This window comes from Vibrio maerlii (genome assembly GCF_003415655.1).
GTDB lineage: Bacteria > Pseudomonadota > Gammaproteobacteria > Enterobacterales > Vibrionaceae > Vibrio > Vibrio maerlii.
Genome location: NZ_QRHC01000021.1, coordinates 1 through 18,078 on the forward strand (window position 1 = coordinate 1; position 18,078 = coordinate 18,078).

At 39.5% G+C, this 18,078-nt stretch carries 15 protein-coding genes and 2 pseudogenes; 11 read left to right on the forward strand and 6 right to left on the reverse strand.

Going from position 1 to position 18,078, the window contains the following annotated elements; genetic code table 11:
* Positions 1 to 172: pseudogene (locus DPF91_RS22450) on the reverse strand (IS110 family transposase); the annotation flags it as partial.
* Between the two features lie 945 nt (positions 173 to 1,117).
* Here DPF91_RS22450 and DPF91_RS21455 point away from each other — a divergent pair.
* The 3 genes and pseudogenes from DPF91_RS21455 to DPF91_RS21465 all read left to right on the forward strand — a co-directional run bounded on the left by DPF91_RS21455 (position 1,118) and on the right by DPF91_RS21465 (position 3,426).
* Complete coding sequence (locus tag DPF91_RS21455; RefSeq protein WP_117236471.1) at positions 1,118 to 1,879, forward strand: hypothetical protein; 762 nt, start codon at positions 1,118 to 1,120, stop codon at positions 1,877 to 1,879.
* A 228-nt stretch (positions 1,880 to 2,107) separates the two neighbouring features.
* Positions 2,108 to 2,539 (forward strand): annotated as a pseudogene (locus DPF91_RS21460) (transposase); the annotation flags it as partial.
* Positions 2,540 to 2,727: 188 nt separating this feature from the next.
* Positions 2,728 to 3,426, forward strand: coding sequence for a hypothetical protein (locus DPF91_RS21465; protein WP_117236472.1), 699 nt, complete (start codon positions 2,728 to 2,730; stop codon positions 3,424 to 3,426).
* 24 nt (positions 3,427 to 3,450) lie between these two features.
* Here DPF91_RS21465 and DPF91_RS21470 read toward each other — a convergent pair whose 3' ends face one another.
* The gene (locus DPF91_RS21470; RefSeq protein WP_123766772.1) at positions 3,451 to 4,629 is read right to left on the reverse strand and encodes a hypothetical protein; all 1,179 of its coding nucleotides are present in this window, start codon (positions 4,627 to 4,629) and stop codon (positions 3,451 to 3,453) included.
* A gap of 115 nt (positions 4,630 to 4,744) precedes the next feature.
* On the opposite strand from DPF91_RS21470, the gene DPF91_RS21475 reads away from it, so the two are divergent.
* Entirely contained in the window at positions 4,745 to 5,929 is a 1,185-nt protein-coding gene (locus DPF91_RS21475; RefSeq protein ID WP_117236474.1) for a ParB N-terminal domain-containing protein, read from the forward strand.
* 11 nt (positions 5,930 to 5,940) lie between these two features.
* Here DPF91_RS21475 and DPF91_RS21480 read toward each other — a convergent pair whose 3' ends face one another.
* Entirely contained in the window at positions 5,941 to 7,647 is a 1,707-nt protein-coding gene (locus tag DPF91_RS21480) for a hypothetical protein (protein ID WP_123766773.1), read from the reverse strand.
* Positions 7,648 to 8,257: 610 nt separating this feature from the next.
* Positions 8,258 to 9,271, reverse strand: coding sequence for a helix-turn-helix transcriptional regulator (locus DPF91_RS21485; protein ID WP_117236476.1), 1,014 nt, complete (start codon positions 9,269 to 9,271; stop codon positions 8,258 to 8,260).
* A gap of 649 nt (positions 9,272 to 9,920) precedes the next feature.
* On the opposite strand from DPF91_RS21485, the gene DPF91_RS22140 reads away from it, so the two are divergent.
* From DPF91_RS22140 to DPF91_RS21515, 7 genes are all read left to right on the forward strand, one after another.
* Entirely contained in the window at positions 9,921 to 10,070 is a 150-nt protein-coding gene (locus DPF91_RS22140; protein ID WP_164684260.1) for a hypothetical protein, read from the forward strand.
* A 95-nt stretch (positions 10,071 to 10,165) separates the two neighbouring features.
* The gene (locus DPF91_RS22305; protein WP_117236477.1) at positions 10,166 to 12,028 is read left to right on the forward strand and encodes an McrB family protein; all 1,863 of its coding nucleotides are present in this window, start codon (positions 10,166 to 10,168) and stop codon (positions 12,026 to 12,028) included.
* Positions 12,012 to 13,373 carry an McrC family protein gene (locus DPF91_RS21495; RefSeq protein ID WP_117236478.1) on the forward strand — a complete coding sequence of 454 codons (1,362 nt, stop codon included), beginning with the start codon at positions 12,012 to 12,014 and terminating at the stop codon, positions 13,371 to 13,373. The genes DPF91_RS22305 and DPF91_RS21495 overlap by 17 nt, the downstream gene beginning before the upstream one ends.
* 24 nt (positions 13,374 to 13,397) lie before the next feature.
* Positions 13,398 to 13,913, forward strand: a complete 516-nt coding sequence (locus tag DPF91_RS21500; protein WP_117236479.1) for an FtsZ/tubulin family protein — start codon at positions 13,398 to 13,400, stop codon at positions 13,911 to 13,913.
* Complete coding sequence (locus DPF91_RS21505) at positions 13,913 to 14,431, forward strand: hypothetical protein (protein ID WP_117236480.1); 519 nt, start codon at positions 13,913 to 13,915, stop codon at positions 14,429 to 14,431. The genes DPF91_RS21500 and DPF91_RS21505 overlap by 1 nt, the downstream gene beginning before the upstream one ends.
* A gap of 87 nt (positions 14,432 to 14,518) precedes the next feature.
* Entirely contained in the window at positions 14,519 to 15,793 is a 1,275-nt protein-coding gene (locus DPF91_RS21510) for a hypothetical protein (RefSeq protein ID WP_117236481.1), read from the forward strand.
* Positions 15,794 to 15,912: 119 nt separating this feature from the next.
* On the forward strand, positions 15,913 to 16,953 hold the full coding sequence (locus tag DPF91_RS21515) for an IS481 family transposase (protein WP_117236482.1): 1,041 nt from the start codon (positions 15,913 to 15,915) through the stop codon (positions 16,951 to 16,953).
* 275 nt (positions 16,954 to 17,228) lie between these two features.
* On the opposite strand, the gene DPF91_RS21520 is transcribed toward DPF91_RS21515, so the two are convergent.
* Entirely contained in the window at positions 17,229 to 17,462 is a 234-nt protein-coding gene (locus DPF91_RS21520; RefSeq protein WP_117236483.1) for a helix-turn-helix transcriptional regulator, read from the reverse strand.
* A 147-nt stretch (positions 17,463 to 17,609) separates the two neighbouring features.
* The coding region (locus tag DPF91_RS21525; RefSeq protein WP_164684262.1) for a tyrosine-type recombinase/integrase at positions 17,610 to 18,078 on the reverse strand (469 nt) is incomplete at its 5' end.

The window sequence follows — 18,078 nt, forward strand, 5'->3', positions numbered from 1 at the left end:
CTCCAGAACAAGCCTCCATGGCGATGATGGATGGACTTTGATTTGCGACGTAGTTAAGTAGCTTGCTTCGTTGAAGCTTTTTACGGCCAAGGTTCTTTCCTTTATGATTGATTTCAAAAAGAAAGAAAATACTTTTTGCTAAGTCGATGCCGATGATTTTATGCTGAGTCATGGTCTTCTCCTTTTGCTTCGGGCCTGAACACTCCAAGCATGGCTGATAGTCATGTGAAGTGGTAGGGGGAGACCATCTCATCAACTTAACGCGGCGTTAGAAACGGTTTGAAAATCACAGGTTAAAATTTCAGAGTTAATCTTGTTCTCGGCTGTGCTTTTCACCTGAACCAGTGTGCATTTCACGTTCTTTCCGGTGGCACTATGTGCGGAGAGTTTGCTTCAAATTAGTTGGTTACGGTTTCTAACACTGTAGCTATTTCTTTCGCGCGGCTTCTTTGGTTTTGAAAGTTCATCGTCCTAAATCTTGCTTTTTGGTGTGGTTGTTTGAGTTCTACGTCCGAATCCTTTGTTAATTTGAGAGTTGGGGCAGGGTACTAATTCAGTGCGTTTTTCTTCTGCGCTAGCTTACATTTTGAGCGTGAGTTTTGGTTTGGCAGTTGTCCCTCTCACTTTCGAGTTTACAGCCTTTCGTTATGCCTTTTTCTTCAATATCTTGGTGCTTACAATGAGTTACGTGGTATCGTTCTAACAAACAATTTAAGAGGGATTGTTACTAGGTATTTAAGGTGCTGTTTATAAGGGAATAATATCGATACATTAAGGAGTAGGGGAACGTTTAGGGGAACAGTAAGTTTGAATTGATATTTGTGATTTACATCACCAATTTTTTGGCCTTTACCCTTAATCACAAAAGCAGTAATCATCGAAAAAATCAGTCTATTCTGAATATTTATCGACTTAGAGTCACCTAAAAACAATCATCTAACGGGGGGAAGTCACATCAGCGGAGGCACACAGCTCTAACTTGGAGATGGATAGAAATCATTTAGAGTGGTTGTTCTAAATGGCTTCTACCAGATTAGAAAAAATATCTTGCAACCTTAAATGCTTGTTAGCTTATTTAGGATGTCGTAAGATAAACGTAAATTTCAGGAGTTACTCAATGTTTGATTCAAAAGCTGAATATCTAGAATATTTCAACAATGCTGGAGACATATCCGCATTCATTAACACAAGATCATTAGCACAATTAATATGCTTAGAACTTACTGACATCCTTGAATTGGTTATAGAGAAGTTACAATACCATTTTGATTACGATGACTATGAAGAGCAGGTCATGCTGTGCCAATTAGCTTTATCAATTGGTTCAGAAGAGGTTATTAAGACTTTAATCCTGAACTGGCCCAACCAAATACTAGGCTATAATGATTGTCGAAACTGGTCGCAAAACCTCTATTCATCCATTTTAAAAATTGAAGAAGAAAAGTTATTCGACTTGTGTTTTTCCACTTTTGAACAGGGCGACTCTGCACCATTAGCAGCAGTTTTAACAGCACTTAATTTAGATGGTCGTAAAGAAAGTGCAAACAACGCCATTGAATCACTAAACTTAAAACTAAAATTAGATTCAAATTTTGGGCAAAGGCATCTACTCACTGACATCTTATTAAATAGCGCATTAGACGGAAAACAAATAGAAACTATACTGACTGCGAGATCTAAAAGACACCTTGGGAACCTTGAAATCCCAAACACTGGAATAAATAAGTCTAGTGTTTTAAATTTTATCGACTCTTTACAAGAGTTATCTAGCAATACTTCACTTAAAGAGCTTTCTGATAATTTAAAAAATCATTCAATACATAGAGACGAAGAACTATTAGATATCCTAATTGATTCTATTCTAATCACCTTTGATTGATTTCTTGAGGTAAGCTAACACCGTGTTAAGTAGTGAGAAACGCTACCACGAAACCAAACCACCGTAAACACAAAGCCCAACGATAACACTAAAAATGCCAAGCGTTGGGAATCTGTCTTAAACACTTTGTTATGCGCCTTGGATTCAAGTACGAAGTGCGACACCTGTGAAAAATAAAACAATGAGATGCGATAATCATGAATTTTGCTCCCGCCAAGAAGTAAAACAATGAAATATACACATCTCACTGAGAACGAAAGATATACGATTTCTATCTTAAGAAAGCAAGGACTACGTACTGCTGGAATAGCTAGATTACTCAACCGTCACAAGTCTACGATCTATCGAGAGATAGAACGTAATAAACGCTATAACAAATACTTTGATAGGTACTCATACCAACCTGAGTACGCTCAACGACGAGCTCGAAATAGACTCGCTCGGTCAAGACGAAACAAGCGTTATGATGAAACAGACTTCAAGTTCGTTGCAGCCTTGCTGCAACTGGACTAGAGCCCTGAACAAATAGTTGGGTTCCTAAGACGGATTGGTCAAAAAACGATGAGTCACGAGCTGATTTACCAGTACGTTTGGAATGAAAAAGCAGAAGGTGGAATTTTATGGAAACACTTACGCCAATCAACCAAACTACAACCTAAGCCCTAACGGCCAGTTAATTTAGGTTATTCCCATAAAATCAATGCCTTATGATTATCTAGGGGCGAGTAGGTTACAAGGTTGCCTACATATTTTGGGCGAAGAACTAATTTGAAGAGAGTTCTGACATTTTCTTTACACCTTTTGTGCTAGGTCGTGGCTTACTAATAATAAATACGGAGCCTAAGCCAATGAACTTCCAAGAAAGCAAAGCCGTTATTCACAATGATAAACCAAGAGTGATTCCAGCATCTTGGCTTACCTTCAATCTAGCAAATGAGAAAATTGCGAAGGAAGCTGCCAGTGTCAGTATTGTTACCGTTGAAAAGATTGAGTCACTTGCTTCACAGCAACCACAGGTTTTTGAGAAAGAAGCGAGCGACATTTGGAAAAATATTTCTAGCGTGGCCGAATCATGTGGACTACTTAACCACATAACCCCCTATTACTTGACTAAAGTGTATCCAGTCAACGGTGTTGATTTAAGCATCGATAACTATCTCAGGTATGAGGCTAATAAGAGCCATCGAGCCGTGTATTGGGCGCTAGCCGACGCTATAAGTAAACATGTAGAGCTTTCTTACGAATATTTTATTAAGAAGTCCATCCCCAAATCTATTTACGATCTGGGCATTAAATTGTTTTTGACTGGGGAATTTCTAATTTTAAGTTGTTCCGAGTCTCTCATTACAGCAGGAAAATCTAGAACAGGCGAAGCTACTGTGGCGAAAATAATAAAGGCACGTGAAAATAAGGAGAAGACATCCACTCTTATGAAGGAATACCTGAGCAGACGCCCTGAGGCAACCAATTCCCAAATTGCTGCTTGGATTGCTCCGCAGTTAGGTCTTGCTAAGAAAACGGTTCAAAATTATCTGTCTGTAATGTAGTAATCATGAGTGACTAGTTTTACTTTAGGCTGTGGCTATTTGATACAAGTATTTAGCTAATGCTGCTCTAAAAGGTCTACCACCACCAGAGGTGTTTTTGTATTCTCTCCCTTTGGCATCTAGAGATAGAGCATCACATTCTCCCCAGTGTTTTGCAGACTTAGAGTAATCGACATTGGCTAGTTTAGACGCACCCGTGACTATCGCATTTTGGATATCGTAAGGTTGATCTTCTATTAAGATTCTATGGATTATCAGGCCAAGAGCTAACCATAGGGATGGCGAATAATGAAATCCATCACGGTCACTTTTCAGCTGTTTCTCAATTCCAGCTAGCCAGGTTTCCAAAAATAAAGCGATATGTGGCTTTATTTCATCGATTTTTTCTAGAGAGAACGACCCTTTATGTTCGTTAAAGTCACTTACCTTGTTTGTATTCTGAGGTGTTGCGCCACCGATACAACCTAACACGAATTTAATGAAAGTAGATTCAGCGACGATTCCATGATCAGATTTGGTGAGCCGAATAGCGCCCTTAGCAATCCCCCCAAAACGGTCCATATTAACCATTAATGAAAGTTCATCTACATATTGATTGATTGGAGCATAATCTAGCATGCTATTAATCATCGTTGCTTCAATTTGAGAGTTGCGATTACTATAATTTCTATAGTAATCGACCATGTCTTCAATAGTTAAGTTATTATCGGAATTGAAGATTAGCGTGACTTGAATATGAGTTTGGGCAACTTTCTGCCTAGCAACGCTATTCGCCACTATTTCTTGTTTTGAAAGTTTTCGTGTGGGGATAAACGGGTGGGGAAACCCGAGAATTTTTGCTAAAGCAACGAGCTCTAAAAATCCATCGACTAGGAGTGTGTTTCTTTTGTCAAAAGTAATTTGGTTGAGTTGGTTAGCCTTGCTCTTTACTGTGGGTAAGCCTCCAACCACATACGTCAAATTAATTAGTGGTGCGTGATTCTGAGATGAAGCACCATTAATGAGTTCTTTTTGGATTGCATTAATACGTTCGAGATTTGTTTTGCTATGCAATGTTTTCAAGATTGCTTCAAAACGCGGCTCTTCAGTAAACGAGCAAAAGTGCTGGGGAAGTTCAGCTGCCATTAAATAAGCTGAAAGGAATCTATCGCCTCCCATTGTACATGGGGGAGAGATACCGACGATAGTTACATCGTTACTCAAACTAACTAAGCCTCTTCAACAAAACTTCATTTTTGCACTTTTTAGATAAAAGCACTTGATCGGTCTCAATGTCCGATCAATAATTACGCCATGATATTAACTCAAAGGTTAAATTATGAGTGAAGAATCGAACTTAAAACAGGATGAATTAGTTGAAGCGTTGATCGATGCGTATTCGGCTATGCCAGAAGAGTACGTGGGCAGCTCAAAAGAGTTGATAGAAAAATCGAAAGGTCGCCTCTCAAGAAAGACGATGGATGAGATTTTTAAATCTCAATCCAAGTATTACCCGCAGCTCAAAGTCATTGATGTACCTATTAAAACGGGTGTTGTTCATATTACTCCAACTATTGCACGAGATATTCTTCAGTTCTCGCGGCGAGGTGCAATCAATGGTGGAGTCAGAAATCGTAAAGTCAAAATGACCGATGTTCGACGTTACGTTAAAGATATGGATAGTGGTAAATGGTGCCTGACTGGTGAGCCTATCATCATCGGGTTTGACGGTGAGGTGATGGATGGGCATACAAGATTGGAAGCTGCTTCTAAATCTCAATATGGCTTTATTGCCGTTTTATTATGGGGGGTATCGGATGCACTCTCATTTGCACATATTGATGTCGGTAGCATCAGGTCTCGGGCTCAAGTACTTGAAATGGCAGGAGTCAAAGTAGACGCAGCTACGCTTGCTCAGACAGCCTTGCTAGCACAGAGCTTCGAAAATACGAAAAATGAGTATGAATTTCGTGGTACTCAAGGAAACAAATTCCAGCAAGCTGAAACGATGTCATATGTTGAAGGGAATGCTCAATTAATTCAATCGGTTGGATTCGTCGATCAGTTAGCTAAGAAGTATAAGCAGCAAAAGCAAGCATCTCCCGCAACGTATGCTTTCTGCCATTACTTGATAACTAAGCGGATTGTAGAATCTAATCAGGATAGCTTTCCAATAACACCAGAAGAATATATATCGAAATTGATCAGCGGTATTGGTGTTAAATCTTCAAAAGATGTCGAGTTCCAGGTGAGAGACTACCTGCAAACCTTGTCGGGGCAGTCCACGTCTTATACACAATTATGCCGACTGTCTTCCATCTTCAAAGGCTGGAACAGGCATATGGGGATAGCTATTTTTGGAAACAAAATATCAGTACGCCGTGTGAATAAAACGATGAGAGACGAAGACGGCCAAAAAGTAGAAGTGAAAGGCGCTGGCAACATAAATGAAGCGTTTACCGTTCCTTTCAAAGTACCTGGTAAAGTGCCTAAAAAAGGTCGAAAGCGACCAAAAACTGCATAGTTTGAGAGAGCCTAATTAGGCTCTCTGTTTGTTGATCTCTCAAGTGAGCGTTCAGGGCTGTTTTTGTGAATTTGATAGAGTTCTTTAGCAAGCTTGTTGCAGCCCGCCTCTCGTGATAGGTCTTTCGCTTTTTCTATGACTAAGTAGCGTTGCAGCTTGGTTTTCAAGTTTTTAAACGCATTGACGATACGAGTGAAAAGTCTTTCATCTTCTTTTTTCTGCTTGCGAACGGGCTCGTAATATTCCTTAAGCATCTTATTGAGAAGTAAGACGGGTTTTATTGATTGGTCATTGGACGACACTTTTTCAGCTTCTTCTAAGCGCTCTATTGTTGAGTTCAACTGCTCTAGCTTGGGCAGGCCGTCATCAAGAAATTGTTCCATTTGCTCCTTATGTGCGCGTGTCGCAGATAAGGATGTTTGGAGAGCGTGCTGCTCTCGTTCTAAGGTCTTAATCGTTTTATCTTGCTCTAAAATTGCTTGCGCTGAGGCGTTTATTTGGTTATTAATTTTCAGCTTATCTTCCTCTAATTTTTTGAGCTCCCGATAAGCACGCTTAGTGTCTTCTTTGGCTTGTTTAAACATTTCTAGCTGTACGACTTGTTCAGATAGATGTTTTTCTAAATCTGAGACCTCCTGTTTAAGCTGTTCACTTCGCTCTTCGAGCATAGAGTGATAGTTGTAGTGACGATCTGATTTTCGTCGCTTACTCTCTCTTCGCATTTCAAGTAGTTGAGCTTCGTATTCTTTCGTTTGAAGCGCGCGCTCGGCTTCCAGCTGGATGTCTTTATTCTTAAAGTACGCATTAGCCGCATTTAGAAAGATCTTTTGCCAAACTCTACCACGCTCACGAGAGTACCCATGGTCTTGCTGTTTCTTCTTTTTATTCCAGTGCTCAGCATCTAAACCGTTTTGGTTGACGTAGTTGTCTAACGCGGTCAGCTCAGCAGCCCTAATATCAAATTTGCCTGTTTTTGCGTTTTTCCCATCAATGAATACATGAATATGGGGGCAGTGGTTATCGTAAAGATTTTCATCTGCGTGAGAGGTAGCAAATAGGATAGGGTAGTCAGGTAGGAGCCTAGTCACGAAGTTCTTAACCAGTTTATAGTTGTCTTCAGCAGTAAACTGCTCAGAAGTCACCTCCCATTTCTCAGGGATTTTAAATATTATTTCTTGATATCGTGTGTTGGTGCCACAGCGTTCGTCACTAATCAATGCATTGTGAGCGTGGATAAATGTCTCAATCATATTGAGTCTTTGTTTAGCACGAGTCATAAAGCTGTCGGTAAACGTTGCAAGTGTAGATTCAACGTCAATGTGCTCATTAGCGTCAGTATTGAGTAGATCAGAAAGAGCATTCGATGTGTCAGTATTACCACTTGCTCGCTCTTTAGTAATCGCATTTCTCATCTTTTTTGAATAGTTCGCCAGACTGGTTTGCTTTCGACGCTTATCATGAATTGCTGGAGGGACAAGTGAGTCGATAAGATCGCATTTTTTGTCTTCACTGATTTCGTTTAACGGAGTTTGCTTGCCATTTTCGAACAAAATATTTAAGTGCGAAAGCGAGTCGTCCCACTGAATTTTTTCCATTGAGTCGACGGGCATTCTAGATAGACACCGCAAGGAATGAGCGAGTGACACTCGAAACTTAGACTTGTCTGAAGCTTTGGCTGTGTAGTTTTTCTGTGATGCAAAAATGTGGATCTTCTTCATTGGATTCCCTTGGGAGCATGCGATCAAACTGCAAGTTTGCCAGGGTCCTGATTCATCTTTTGGGAACCAAAAGTGTAAGCGGGACCTACCTGGTTACAGCACTTGTTCCAAATGCTTGAAAGTGTCATCAGATACTGTGATAGACCTGGTTACGCTTTCATCGAGATAGCTAAATGTGTTTTACAAAACTGTGAACAGTTCAAAGGGAGTTTCATCATTACACTTTAACTCGAAATGTAATCAGAGAGGTTTGAAGCTTCTGCTCATTGTTTGGAAAGATCATACCTTGGACGAATTGTCCTGATAGAACGGACTGGGACAGTTTTATGTTTGTGAATTAGGGGCTGGTAAGAAATACAAGTTTTGTTAGAGCAAGAGAGCGGGGTGTAAGGCTTACGATCTTTATATGACTTCGAAAAGATCGATGTGGAGGCTGTAAGGGCATCAACAAAAATTCACTATCAGTCAACGTTATTTACATGAATTCATGTAAATAACGTTAATTGTTCGTAACTAACTGAATAGCAGGGCCCAAAAGTGGAGGTGTCATGGTGAAATACCAAACGATGAATTTAAGCGAGTTAAGTAGGAAGCCTTTGTATAATCCGTTTTAATTAGAATTATAGCGATCCAAGCTTGCTCTTAGATTCTCAATAATCTTGCTGCGTAATGCGGCAGGTGAAATGACCTCAACGATATTAGCATTCTTCATCAGCCACCATTCAAAGGTGTGGCTATCACGAACTTCGGCTTCTACCGTGGTGAACTTGTCATCTTGCTCTAAAATTCTCTGGTTTGGTGAAAGTAGCGTTTCTTCTATCAGGTGTAAGCCATTGAGATTCTCAATCTTTAGTACCACTTTTTGCACCTCACCACCAGAGAAGTGACGAGCGTTTTGTTCGACATACTCTTTCACATTAAACGTAGGTAACGTTGTGATGCTGCTAAATCCGACTTTCAAGGTCCGTAATCGGTGCAAAGCCAATGTTCTAATCTGACTAGGATCTTTTGGAGTCATAGCGACAAGGTAAAAGCTGTTCCCGTGCAAAAAGAGGCCAAGCGGTGTTAATACGTAAAGCTTGGGATCAGTAGCCCCACGCTTTTGGTAAGCGAACTCGATATCCTTCTTATCTAATAGTGCTTTCTCAATCAGTATGAAGAACTCACCGTCTACTGCGGGTGTCTCTAGTGGAAGCTCACGTTGGAAGTAACAGAATCGCTCACTCCAGAGTTTCGTCTGTCTGGTCTCTTCTTGCTTCAATGATGAAAAGATAGCGTCAACATCGGATCGCAGAGTAGGGGGAAGCATCGCCTTTATCTCTTGCTCTATCACCTGTAAAGAGACCACCGACGACATACCATCAGGCTTAATGGGATGGCGATGACCTTTGGCAATTTGATAGAGATAGGGTCTGCCACTGTCGTTGACCTCAATACTTGCATGATCGGCGAGCAATTGGCCGATACAGCGCTGTACTGTACGAAGCTGACTTTTTTCGTCCGAGTTGATGGGAAGTAAACTGAGTGATAGCAATTTCTCTCGGATCTCAAGGCTAGAAACGGAGTCTGGGTAGCACGGGATGGATTCCAATACTTTTTGATAACGCTGAATTTGCTTGCTCATATTTCCTCACTAATGAAAAAGGAATCCTTTAGGCGTCATAAGATGTCGCCAGTGTAATTAGTATAGCGTTCATAGAGATGAATTAGGAGCGAAAAAATGCAAGTACAAATACACTTTGAGAATGACAATCACGATAACTTTGCTTTTCTGAAAAATGGCTTAGCTGAACTGTATAAACAAACTGTGCTTGCGGAGCATTGTCTAGAAAAAATTTAGATAGTTGCAAGAGTGATGGGATAGTCGAAATAAACACTTGATTTCTCAAGTACAAAGTGAAGGCAACGTAGACTTGAACATTTCTTACGAGCTCCAGTTTAAGGGTAATGATTTGGTAAAACCTATCAGTAACTACCGCTAGTTACACAGAGAACGTATAGAGCAAACGCATTACTGTATATCACCATCAAATTAAAGGGAGAGAGCAAGCTCATAATTCACATGCGTAACGACAGCGATTGACTATCGAAATCAAGCGAAAATCTAAAAGAAACTTGCCGTTTGATATCGGTCAAATTTTGGGAAAGCGAAACAGTCCACTGAGCTTAGAAATCACAGACTTGATTCATAAGTGGTTTGAGCATTGTAAGCAAACCAAAAGGCTAGAGCTGTCGAATCATTATTTTAGGTAGTAAGCAATAGGAATAATAAAATGAAGAAGTTTAAAGGGCGTATTCAATTTCCAAATGGCGTAAGTCAGGATGTGATTATTGAAGCAGATAGCCAATACAAAGCAACACAACTGGCAAAGGCTATGTATCAAGGAGCAAAGATTAGTCGTTCGTTTGTTCAGGTTAGATAGGACATACATAATTTGATTATGGTATGGTGGACTCTTAATTTTGATGATTTTTTAGTTCTTTAAATAGCTATGAAATATTTCAGGTTGGAAATTCGATGATTATTGATGAAATACTTGCTCTTGGTGTAGAGGAGCATAACCAGACGCTTCATCCTGAGATCCGTGCAAAGGTCTCAAAAAGTACTGCTGTCACATCCATGTTGAAAGATTACGTTTTACCATTGATTGCAGAACTATTAGAAAGCGGTTTCACAGGTTTGAAACTTGGTAGTGAGGGAGTTGCAGGTACATCGGCAGCACAGAAAATCAGTGCATTAAAATTTTATATCAATAATAAAACTTGGATATTTTCGATTGAGTTTCGGAGCGATTTATTTTTGACGTTTTCAGCTAGACAGCAAATGAATGATCTGTTTTCTGGTTATTCTGACTTCGTTTTAAACCAAAGTATCGTGAATAAAAAAGATCATTATTCAGCACCGTTCTCACAAGAGTTATGGAAAAAATTTAGAACGCTATTATTGACCACTAATCGGCGAAAAAGAAACATAACTCTCCAATCTAAAACGACTGATAGAAGAAATAATATTATGAGAACAGAGATCCTTCCAACCCCACTAAACCAAATCCTTTTCGGCCCTCCTGGTACAGGTAAAACTTATCAATCTATTGAAGCCGCAGTTAAAGCTGTTGAACCAGCCTTCAAATGGAAGAGCCGCGATGAGTTAAAAGCAAAGTACGAACAATTGGTTATAGAGCAACGAATTCGGTTTATTACGTTCCACCAAAGTTATGGGTATGAAGAGTTTGTTGAGGGGTTAAGTGCTAAAACTGACAATGGTGAGATTTCCTACTATCAAAAAGATGGTGTTTTTAAGTGTATTGTTGAAGATGCCAAGGATAATCGTATTACAAAAATTACAGAAGAAATCTCTGATTTTGAGACGTTGTGGAATCGCTTTTTGAATCAATTAAGTAGTTCGGAAAATGGAGTCAGAGTTGATACGATTCGCACCTTTTTTACTGTTTCTGATGTGGACAGCAATACAGTTCGTTTCGAAAAAGATAAGGGAGAGTCGAATCATTCATTGAGCGTGAAAACTTTAAAGTCAATATTCAATGGTGATCGTGAAATGAAAGGGGGTCTCAACCCATACTACACGGCAATGGTGAAGCACTTGAAAGGTTTGGCCCAGTCAGAAAGTGAGGTAAAGACATCACGAAAAAACTACGCTCTAGTGATTGATGAAATTAACCGAGGTAACATTTCTAAAATCTTTGGTGAGTTAATAACACTGATAGAACCTTCAAAACGAGAAGGTTCAGAAGAATGGCTAGAGGTTAATTTACCATATTCAGGCGATACCTTTTCTGTACCAGATAACCTGTACATCATTGGTACAATGAACACGGCTGATCGTTCATTAGCAATGATGGATACAGCACTTCGTCGCCGTTTTGATTTTAAAGAAATGATGCCACAGCCTGAATTGTTTGAAGGCAGAAAAGTAAAGGGTATCGACCTTACTGAGCTTTTGAAAAAGCTAAACCAACGTATTGAAGTGCTATATGATCGTGAGCATACGTTAGGTCATGCATTTTTGTTTCCTGTATATAACGAAGATAACGAAGAAAATGCATTTATAGAGTTACAGAAGGCCTTCAAAAATAAGATCATTCCTTTGCTTGAAGAGTACTTCTATGAAGATTGGAACAAGATTCGATTAGTACTTGGAGATAGCTTAAAGTCAGATCAAAATCTGTGCTTTTTAGCTAAACAAGAAGACATGTACAGCGATTTGTTTGGATCTAATCACGATTTAGAACTCTACGAAGACAAGAAAATAACGTACTCCATCAAGTCTTTTGAAGGCGATGAGAGCCCGTGGAACAAGCCATCAGCCTATATTGGTATCTATCAACGCTTAGCGAGTGATCCTAGTGAAAGCGAAGCATGAAGTTACACTCTTTGAGTTCGACTATATAGCTGCTGAAGGTACCGAAAAACATGGTTCTGTGTCTTCTAATATAGAAATTGTCTCTAACTCAACTTATGCCTACCTAAAGCAACTGTGTCTCTGTGATGAAAGTGAAAGTCAACTTCTTCAACTTCGGCGTCGTGATGGTATGGAGGTATTGCAAGTTCAAAACTATGTAGGGGTAGTCTTCACGCCAGATAAAACACAAATTGAGATTTTACCTAAAGTTGGCAAGAATTTTGGTACTAATGGTAGTGGCTCTACAGATGAGTCTGAAAAAGCACGTCAGTCGTTGCTGATAATGTTGAAGGCATTAAAGGGGTTTGCACATATTCAAACTTCAAGTGCCAACATCGCCCACCAAAAAATGCCATTACTTGAGGTATTTATAAGTCAGTTCTTAAACTCAGTGAATGAGTTGGTAAAGCGTGGTTTGAGAAGTGATTATGTACCGCAGGAAGATAATCTAGGCTTCTTAAAAGGGAAACTAAATGTAGGAAAACAAGTTAGGCTTAATTTCATCAATAAGCATAAGTTTTTCTGTGAATATGATGAGTTTATGTTAGACCGCCCAGCTAATCGGCTTATTCATACAGCTTTGCTCAAAGTTAAGAACTTTGCTCGTAGTAGTGCAAATCAAAAGCTCTTGCAAGAACTGTTGTTTGTTTTTCATGAAATTCCTAAAAGTCGCGACCATAAACTTGATTTTACGAAGCTCAAACTAGATCGGGGTATGAGCCATTACCACATCCCTTTAGAGTGGTGTCGTTTAATCTTGAACGGCTTTTCGCCTCAAACGATGAAGGGCAGTACTAATGCTGCATCATTACTCTTCCCCATGGAGAAGGTGTTTGAGGACTACGTAGCGAAGGTGTTGAAAGAACAACTCGCTAGAAAGCGTCCTGAGCTAACGTTATCGACACAAGCGACAGGTCAGTATCTAGCAACATACGACAGTCGTGGAAAGTTTAGCCTCCGTCCTGATTTACTGATTCAACATGGCTCGATCAATAAGATTGTACTGGATACCAAATGGAAACTGCTAGATTCAAGCGTGACGTATTCGAACATATCTCAATCAGATGTATATCAGATGTTTGCCTATGCGAAGAAGTACCTAAAACCTTCTGCAAAAGATCTATCAGTAGGCAAGGACGTTGTATTGATTTATCCGTGGCAGAATAACTTTGATGCTCCTCTAGAATATTACTATGACCTTGATGACGGACATCGTTTGTGGATCGTGCCGTTTAAAATTTGTGAACGTCAGAGTCATGTGATTTGGCCTGATAAGGCTAAAACTATTTTAGAACTCCCTAAGTAAATCTCAGTGCTACGGAGAAAGATAATGACAATACCTATCATTTTTTTGGGTTCTGCTGCTGGTAATATTGTTCAGTATGCACAAAAGAACAAACGGTGGCAGACAATGCCGAAGCTGTGGATAGACACCAAGTCTACCCCTGATTTAGAACAATGTGATTGTGACTTTATTGCATGGGATGGGAATGAAGCACTGGATCTAACAAGCTTTACCAAAGGTCATTCGAGGGTAATTCTGGTAGCTGGCCTTAGTGGTTCAGTGGGGTCTACGGTAAATGATCTAGCGTTGCAATTGGTGAAGCAAGGGATAAACGTTCGTCCGATTGTAATTAAGCCTTTTGCATTTGAAGGGCAAGAAAGGCATAAAATTACAGATGGAGTGATCGAAAGTATGACTCAGTGTTTAGCTACATTAACAGTTTTCGACAATGAATTGATTCTCAAGTGGTTAGGGAATGGAAAAACGTTAGTGGACGGATTTGAGGAATGTAATAGACAGGTATTGGAGCATATTGACGCTCTTCTAGGGGAGGGAAGTTAATGGGCAGTAGTATAAAAAAGATAAGTCAATATTATCAGAAGCGTTATAAAAACAACTTTTCCTACCCAGACGCAATGTGGGAAGAGTTAGCTCAATCTGCAGGTATTTCAACAGGACGAAAAGCTAGTGTTCGATACTTTACACCAGGCTACCAGAGGAATGTTAGACCTAAACATAGGGGTGGGCTTCGCAGACGACTAAAGCGTTGGGCCAACAAAAAAGGAATCGATCCTATTTTACTTTCATATTCGGGAAACTGGTGGGATGATGGTCCTTTGATTCGTTATCAATTAGCTCTAAACCCTGAATGTATAGCGAACGAAGTTTCACATTTCGGGTGTTATTGCTGTTTAAGGCTAGAAACTAAACTATGTGAAGTGAGGGAGTTGGAACTTGTCGAAGGCATTTGCAAAGAGTGCCATGTCGATGCCTTGTTAGTTGCGACAAAGGACTTCCCTCTAGATCGAAAGTTACTGCAAATCTACCAAGCATATTGGTTTAATCATTCAAAAGGCTAACATGATTTATATGCCTATAAGGGGTAGTGAATTTCAAGTTAAACGCTTTAATAAATATCAACCGTTTAGAAAATAAGGCTTAATTCTATGAAAAAAATGGTACTAGACTCAATAAAAAACGATGATCTGTGGGTATTCAAAACAGATTACAAAAACACTGACACATCATGGCTAGAACTAGTTAGTCAATGTATTGGTTTTCATTCAATAGAGTGCCTTACTTATCTGCTTGAGGATATGGATTTTGTAACGATTGATGATTATGTCAGAAGTGTAGATGAAGCTATAAAATACCAAAGTTTAGGTGCTTTAGGATGTGTTTTAAAGAAATCAGAATCTTTTGGAATGTTTAAATATCTAGCGACCGTATCGATAGATAAGCAGCAAGAGTTTCTACAGAGTATAATGTCAATAAAAAATCATGATTCGGTTGTTGCACAGGATATTTTTGAAAAACCAAGTGCTTTTACACTTTTAGATTGTATTAGAGATGTATCAGTAGGAGAGCAAAAACTCATATTACATAATTTAGTTTTAGTTGATTACCCTGTAGACTATGAAGAACTTTTTGAAAGTAATTTGATTGTTCAAAAAACCTTGCTCGAAATATTGAAGGAAGCAACTTTTGGCCTCCAGAGTCTAGTTAGCTATCTTTGGTACTTGGAATATGCAGAGATCCAACTTGAGCAAGCTTACTATACTAAGGTTTTTCTTAGTTCGCTCGAAAGAGTCGATTCTATACCGTATGAGGTTGAGTTTGATTTATTTGGCATGAGTATTGTTGAATTGATGGATTCACAAGTTTTTGATATAGCATTAAATAAGTGTAAATCGGGACTTGATACTGTTCTTATTGATGGTGACTTAAGTGACCATCTAGTTGAAACTATCCTGAAAAAGTTTGTTAATAATGCCTGTAGCGGTTGGGCTATTAATGAGCAAATCGATATAGTGGCACAGTTGATAGAATCGGACTCGAATTTTGCTAAAAGTATTATTTCGCATCGAGATTTTGAGTTTGATACCGCTGAAAGAGCGAAGACAAGAGATGAATTGCAATCTTGGGATTTTTCAATTGCAAGAAACTTGTATGATAAAAGAAAATTTGAAGCGATAAAAGTACTAGTTAGGTTAGGCGCGAAACTTGATAACTTTATTAAGCTATATATCCGTCAAGGCTCCTATTATTTTTTAGCAGATAGTTTATTTGATAATGATTGTAAAGAAGATGACTACCAACATTTTTATTTAGAAGTTCAAACTTTAATTGATAATGGTTTACTTGATAGCAGTAAAGCTCTAACGTGCAATAAGAATGGTAAGGAAGAGTTTGATCTTGTTAAGCTATCTAAAATATTTTAATAAATTTTTAATTTGTATTAGTTCAGACTAGATCTGACACTTCAATTTGAAAAGAAGAGAGTTACCCACTTTGATTAAAGGTGCTTAATCACTAATCAAAGACAATAGAGGTAACTCTCGTGCTTCATACTAGCAATCCAATCATCAAACACAAAGCTGGGCTTCTCAATCTTGCAGAGGAACTTGGCAATGTATCTAGAGCTTGCAAGGTTATGGGTGTCTCTCGAGACACGTTTTATCGCTATCAAGAGCTGGTTGAAACTGGCGGTATTGATGCTCTGATTAATCAGAGTAGAAGAACACCAAACTTAAAGAACCGAATTGATAGTGAAACTGAACAAGCCGTCCTAAAATACGCCATCGACTTCCCTGCCCATGGGCAAGTCAGAACAAGCAACGAACTTCGTAAACTGGGAGTCTTTATCTCTCCAAGTGGCGTGCGCTCAATCTGGCTTCGAAACGACCTAGAAAACTTCAAAAAACGCCTCATTGCCTTAGAAAAGCAAGTTGCTGAGAACGGTATTATTCTAACGGAAGAGCAAGTCGCAGCTCTTGAGCGCAAGAAGCATGATGATGAAGCTTGTGGTGAGATAGAAACAGCACACCCAGGCTATCTAGGCTCACAAGACACATTCTATGTTGGCAACCTTAAAGGTGTTGGACGTATCTATCAGCAGACGTTCGTTGATACCTACAGCAAAATAGCTTTCGCAAAGCTCTACACGACAAAAACACCAATCACCGCAGCTGATATGTTGAATGACAAGGTTCTGCCGTTCTTCGAGAATCATAAGCTGCCAATGTTGAGAATCTTGACTGACCGAGGTACTGAATACTGTGGCCGTGTTGATCAACATGACTACCAACTCTACCTAGCCATCAATGATATCGACCACACAAAAACGAAAGCGATGTCACCGCAGACAAATGGTATCTGCGAACGCTTCCACAAGACCATATTGAATGAGTTCTACCAAGTAACATTCAGAAAGAAACTGTATGGTTCGATGGAAGAGTTGCAGAAAGATCTGGACGAATGGATGGACTACTACAACAATCAACGTACCCATCAAGGAAAAATGTGTTGTGGCCGAACGCCAATAGAGACATTAGAAGATGGGAAATCAATCTGGGCTGAAAAGAATTTAGCCCAGATATAATCTGACAGGCACCAAGTCTAAAAGTGGGTAACTGTCAGATCAGGTCTGAATTAGTACACTACCTTTGCTCCATACGTGATCTAACAACCAAGTGAAAACAGCTGTTAGATCCCCGCTTTGGATTGCCTCATCAGTATTAACAGCTAGCTTGATGGATACGGCGAGTTTGGTTGTATATAGATCTCCATGTATTGCTTGTAGCGTCGGCACAATGAAATTCTTACAGATGCCAAGTTCTTTAATTTAATATAGCAAAGCTAATTGAGAAAGATGAACTACCTTGGTAATTGAGTGCGTGCTTGCTCAATATCACGAGTGACTTCCTCGCGAGTATCCCCTCGAACGATTCTATTCATATACTCAATCAATTCACTTTTCCTAATGACAGAAGTGTTTGCGCCTAGTTGGATCGGTTTTATTAACTTGCCTTCGTTCATCCAACGGTAAAGCGTTGCTTTTGAAATTGAGAGAGTATTGCAAACTACAGATAGTTTTAAGAATTGGTCCATTGCCTATATACCTTTTATAGTTATTTTGTGGTTTGAATACACTATATGGCAAGAGTATTGTCCCGATAGAACGATTCGGGACACTTTCGAGCTTCTTTTGCTGGTACGGCATGTCGTCGACGACTCCATTAAGGCAACAACTTTACGCTACCTTGCCAACCCTGCTATCGAGTAATGCTTTCCTGTTGATTGGACTATGAACTCACTCCAATGTTGGTGAATTTGAGCCCTTTCTTCTAGGTATTTCGCGCTGTTGTATGATGCTCGGGTAGTGTTTCTGTCTAAATGAGATAGGCACATTTCAATGGCATCGACCTTAAATCGTGTCGTTTCATTTAGGAAAGTACTTGCGATACCACGGAAACCATGGCTAACGAGTCGGCCTTTCAATGGTGTCAGATTTAGTGATGAGTTAACTGCGTATGGGCTGATGTGTGGATATTTCGTATTGGGTTTGTCTGAAGGGAATACGTGAACTTGATTGCCCGACATGGGTTTGATGTACTCTAACAACCGTAGAGTATAGTTGTTTAAAGGTACGATATGTTCGCGTTTGGATTTTGTATAGAACGCAGGGATTATCCAGAGCTTTTCTTCAAAGTCTATGTCACACCAT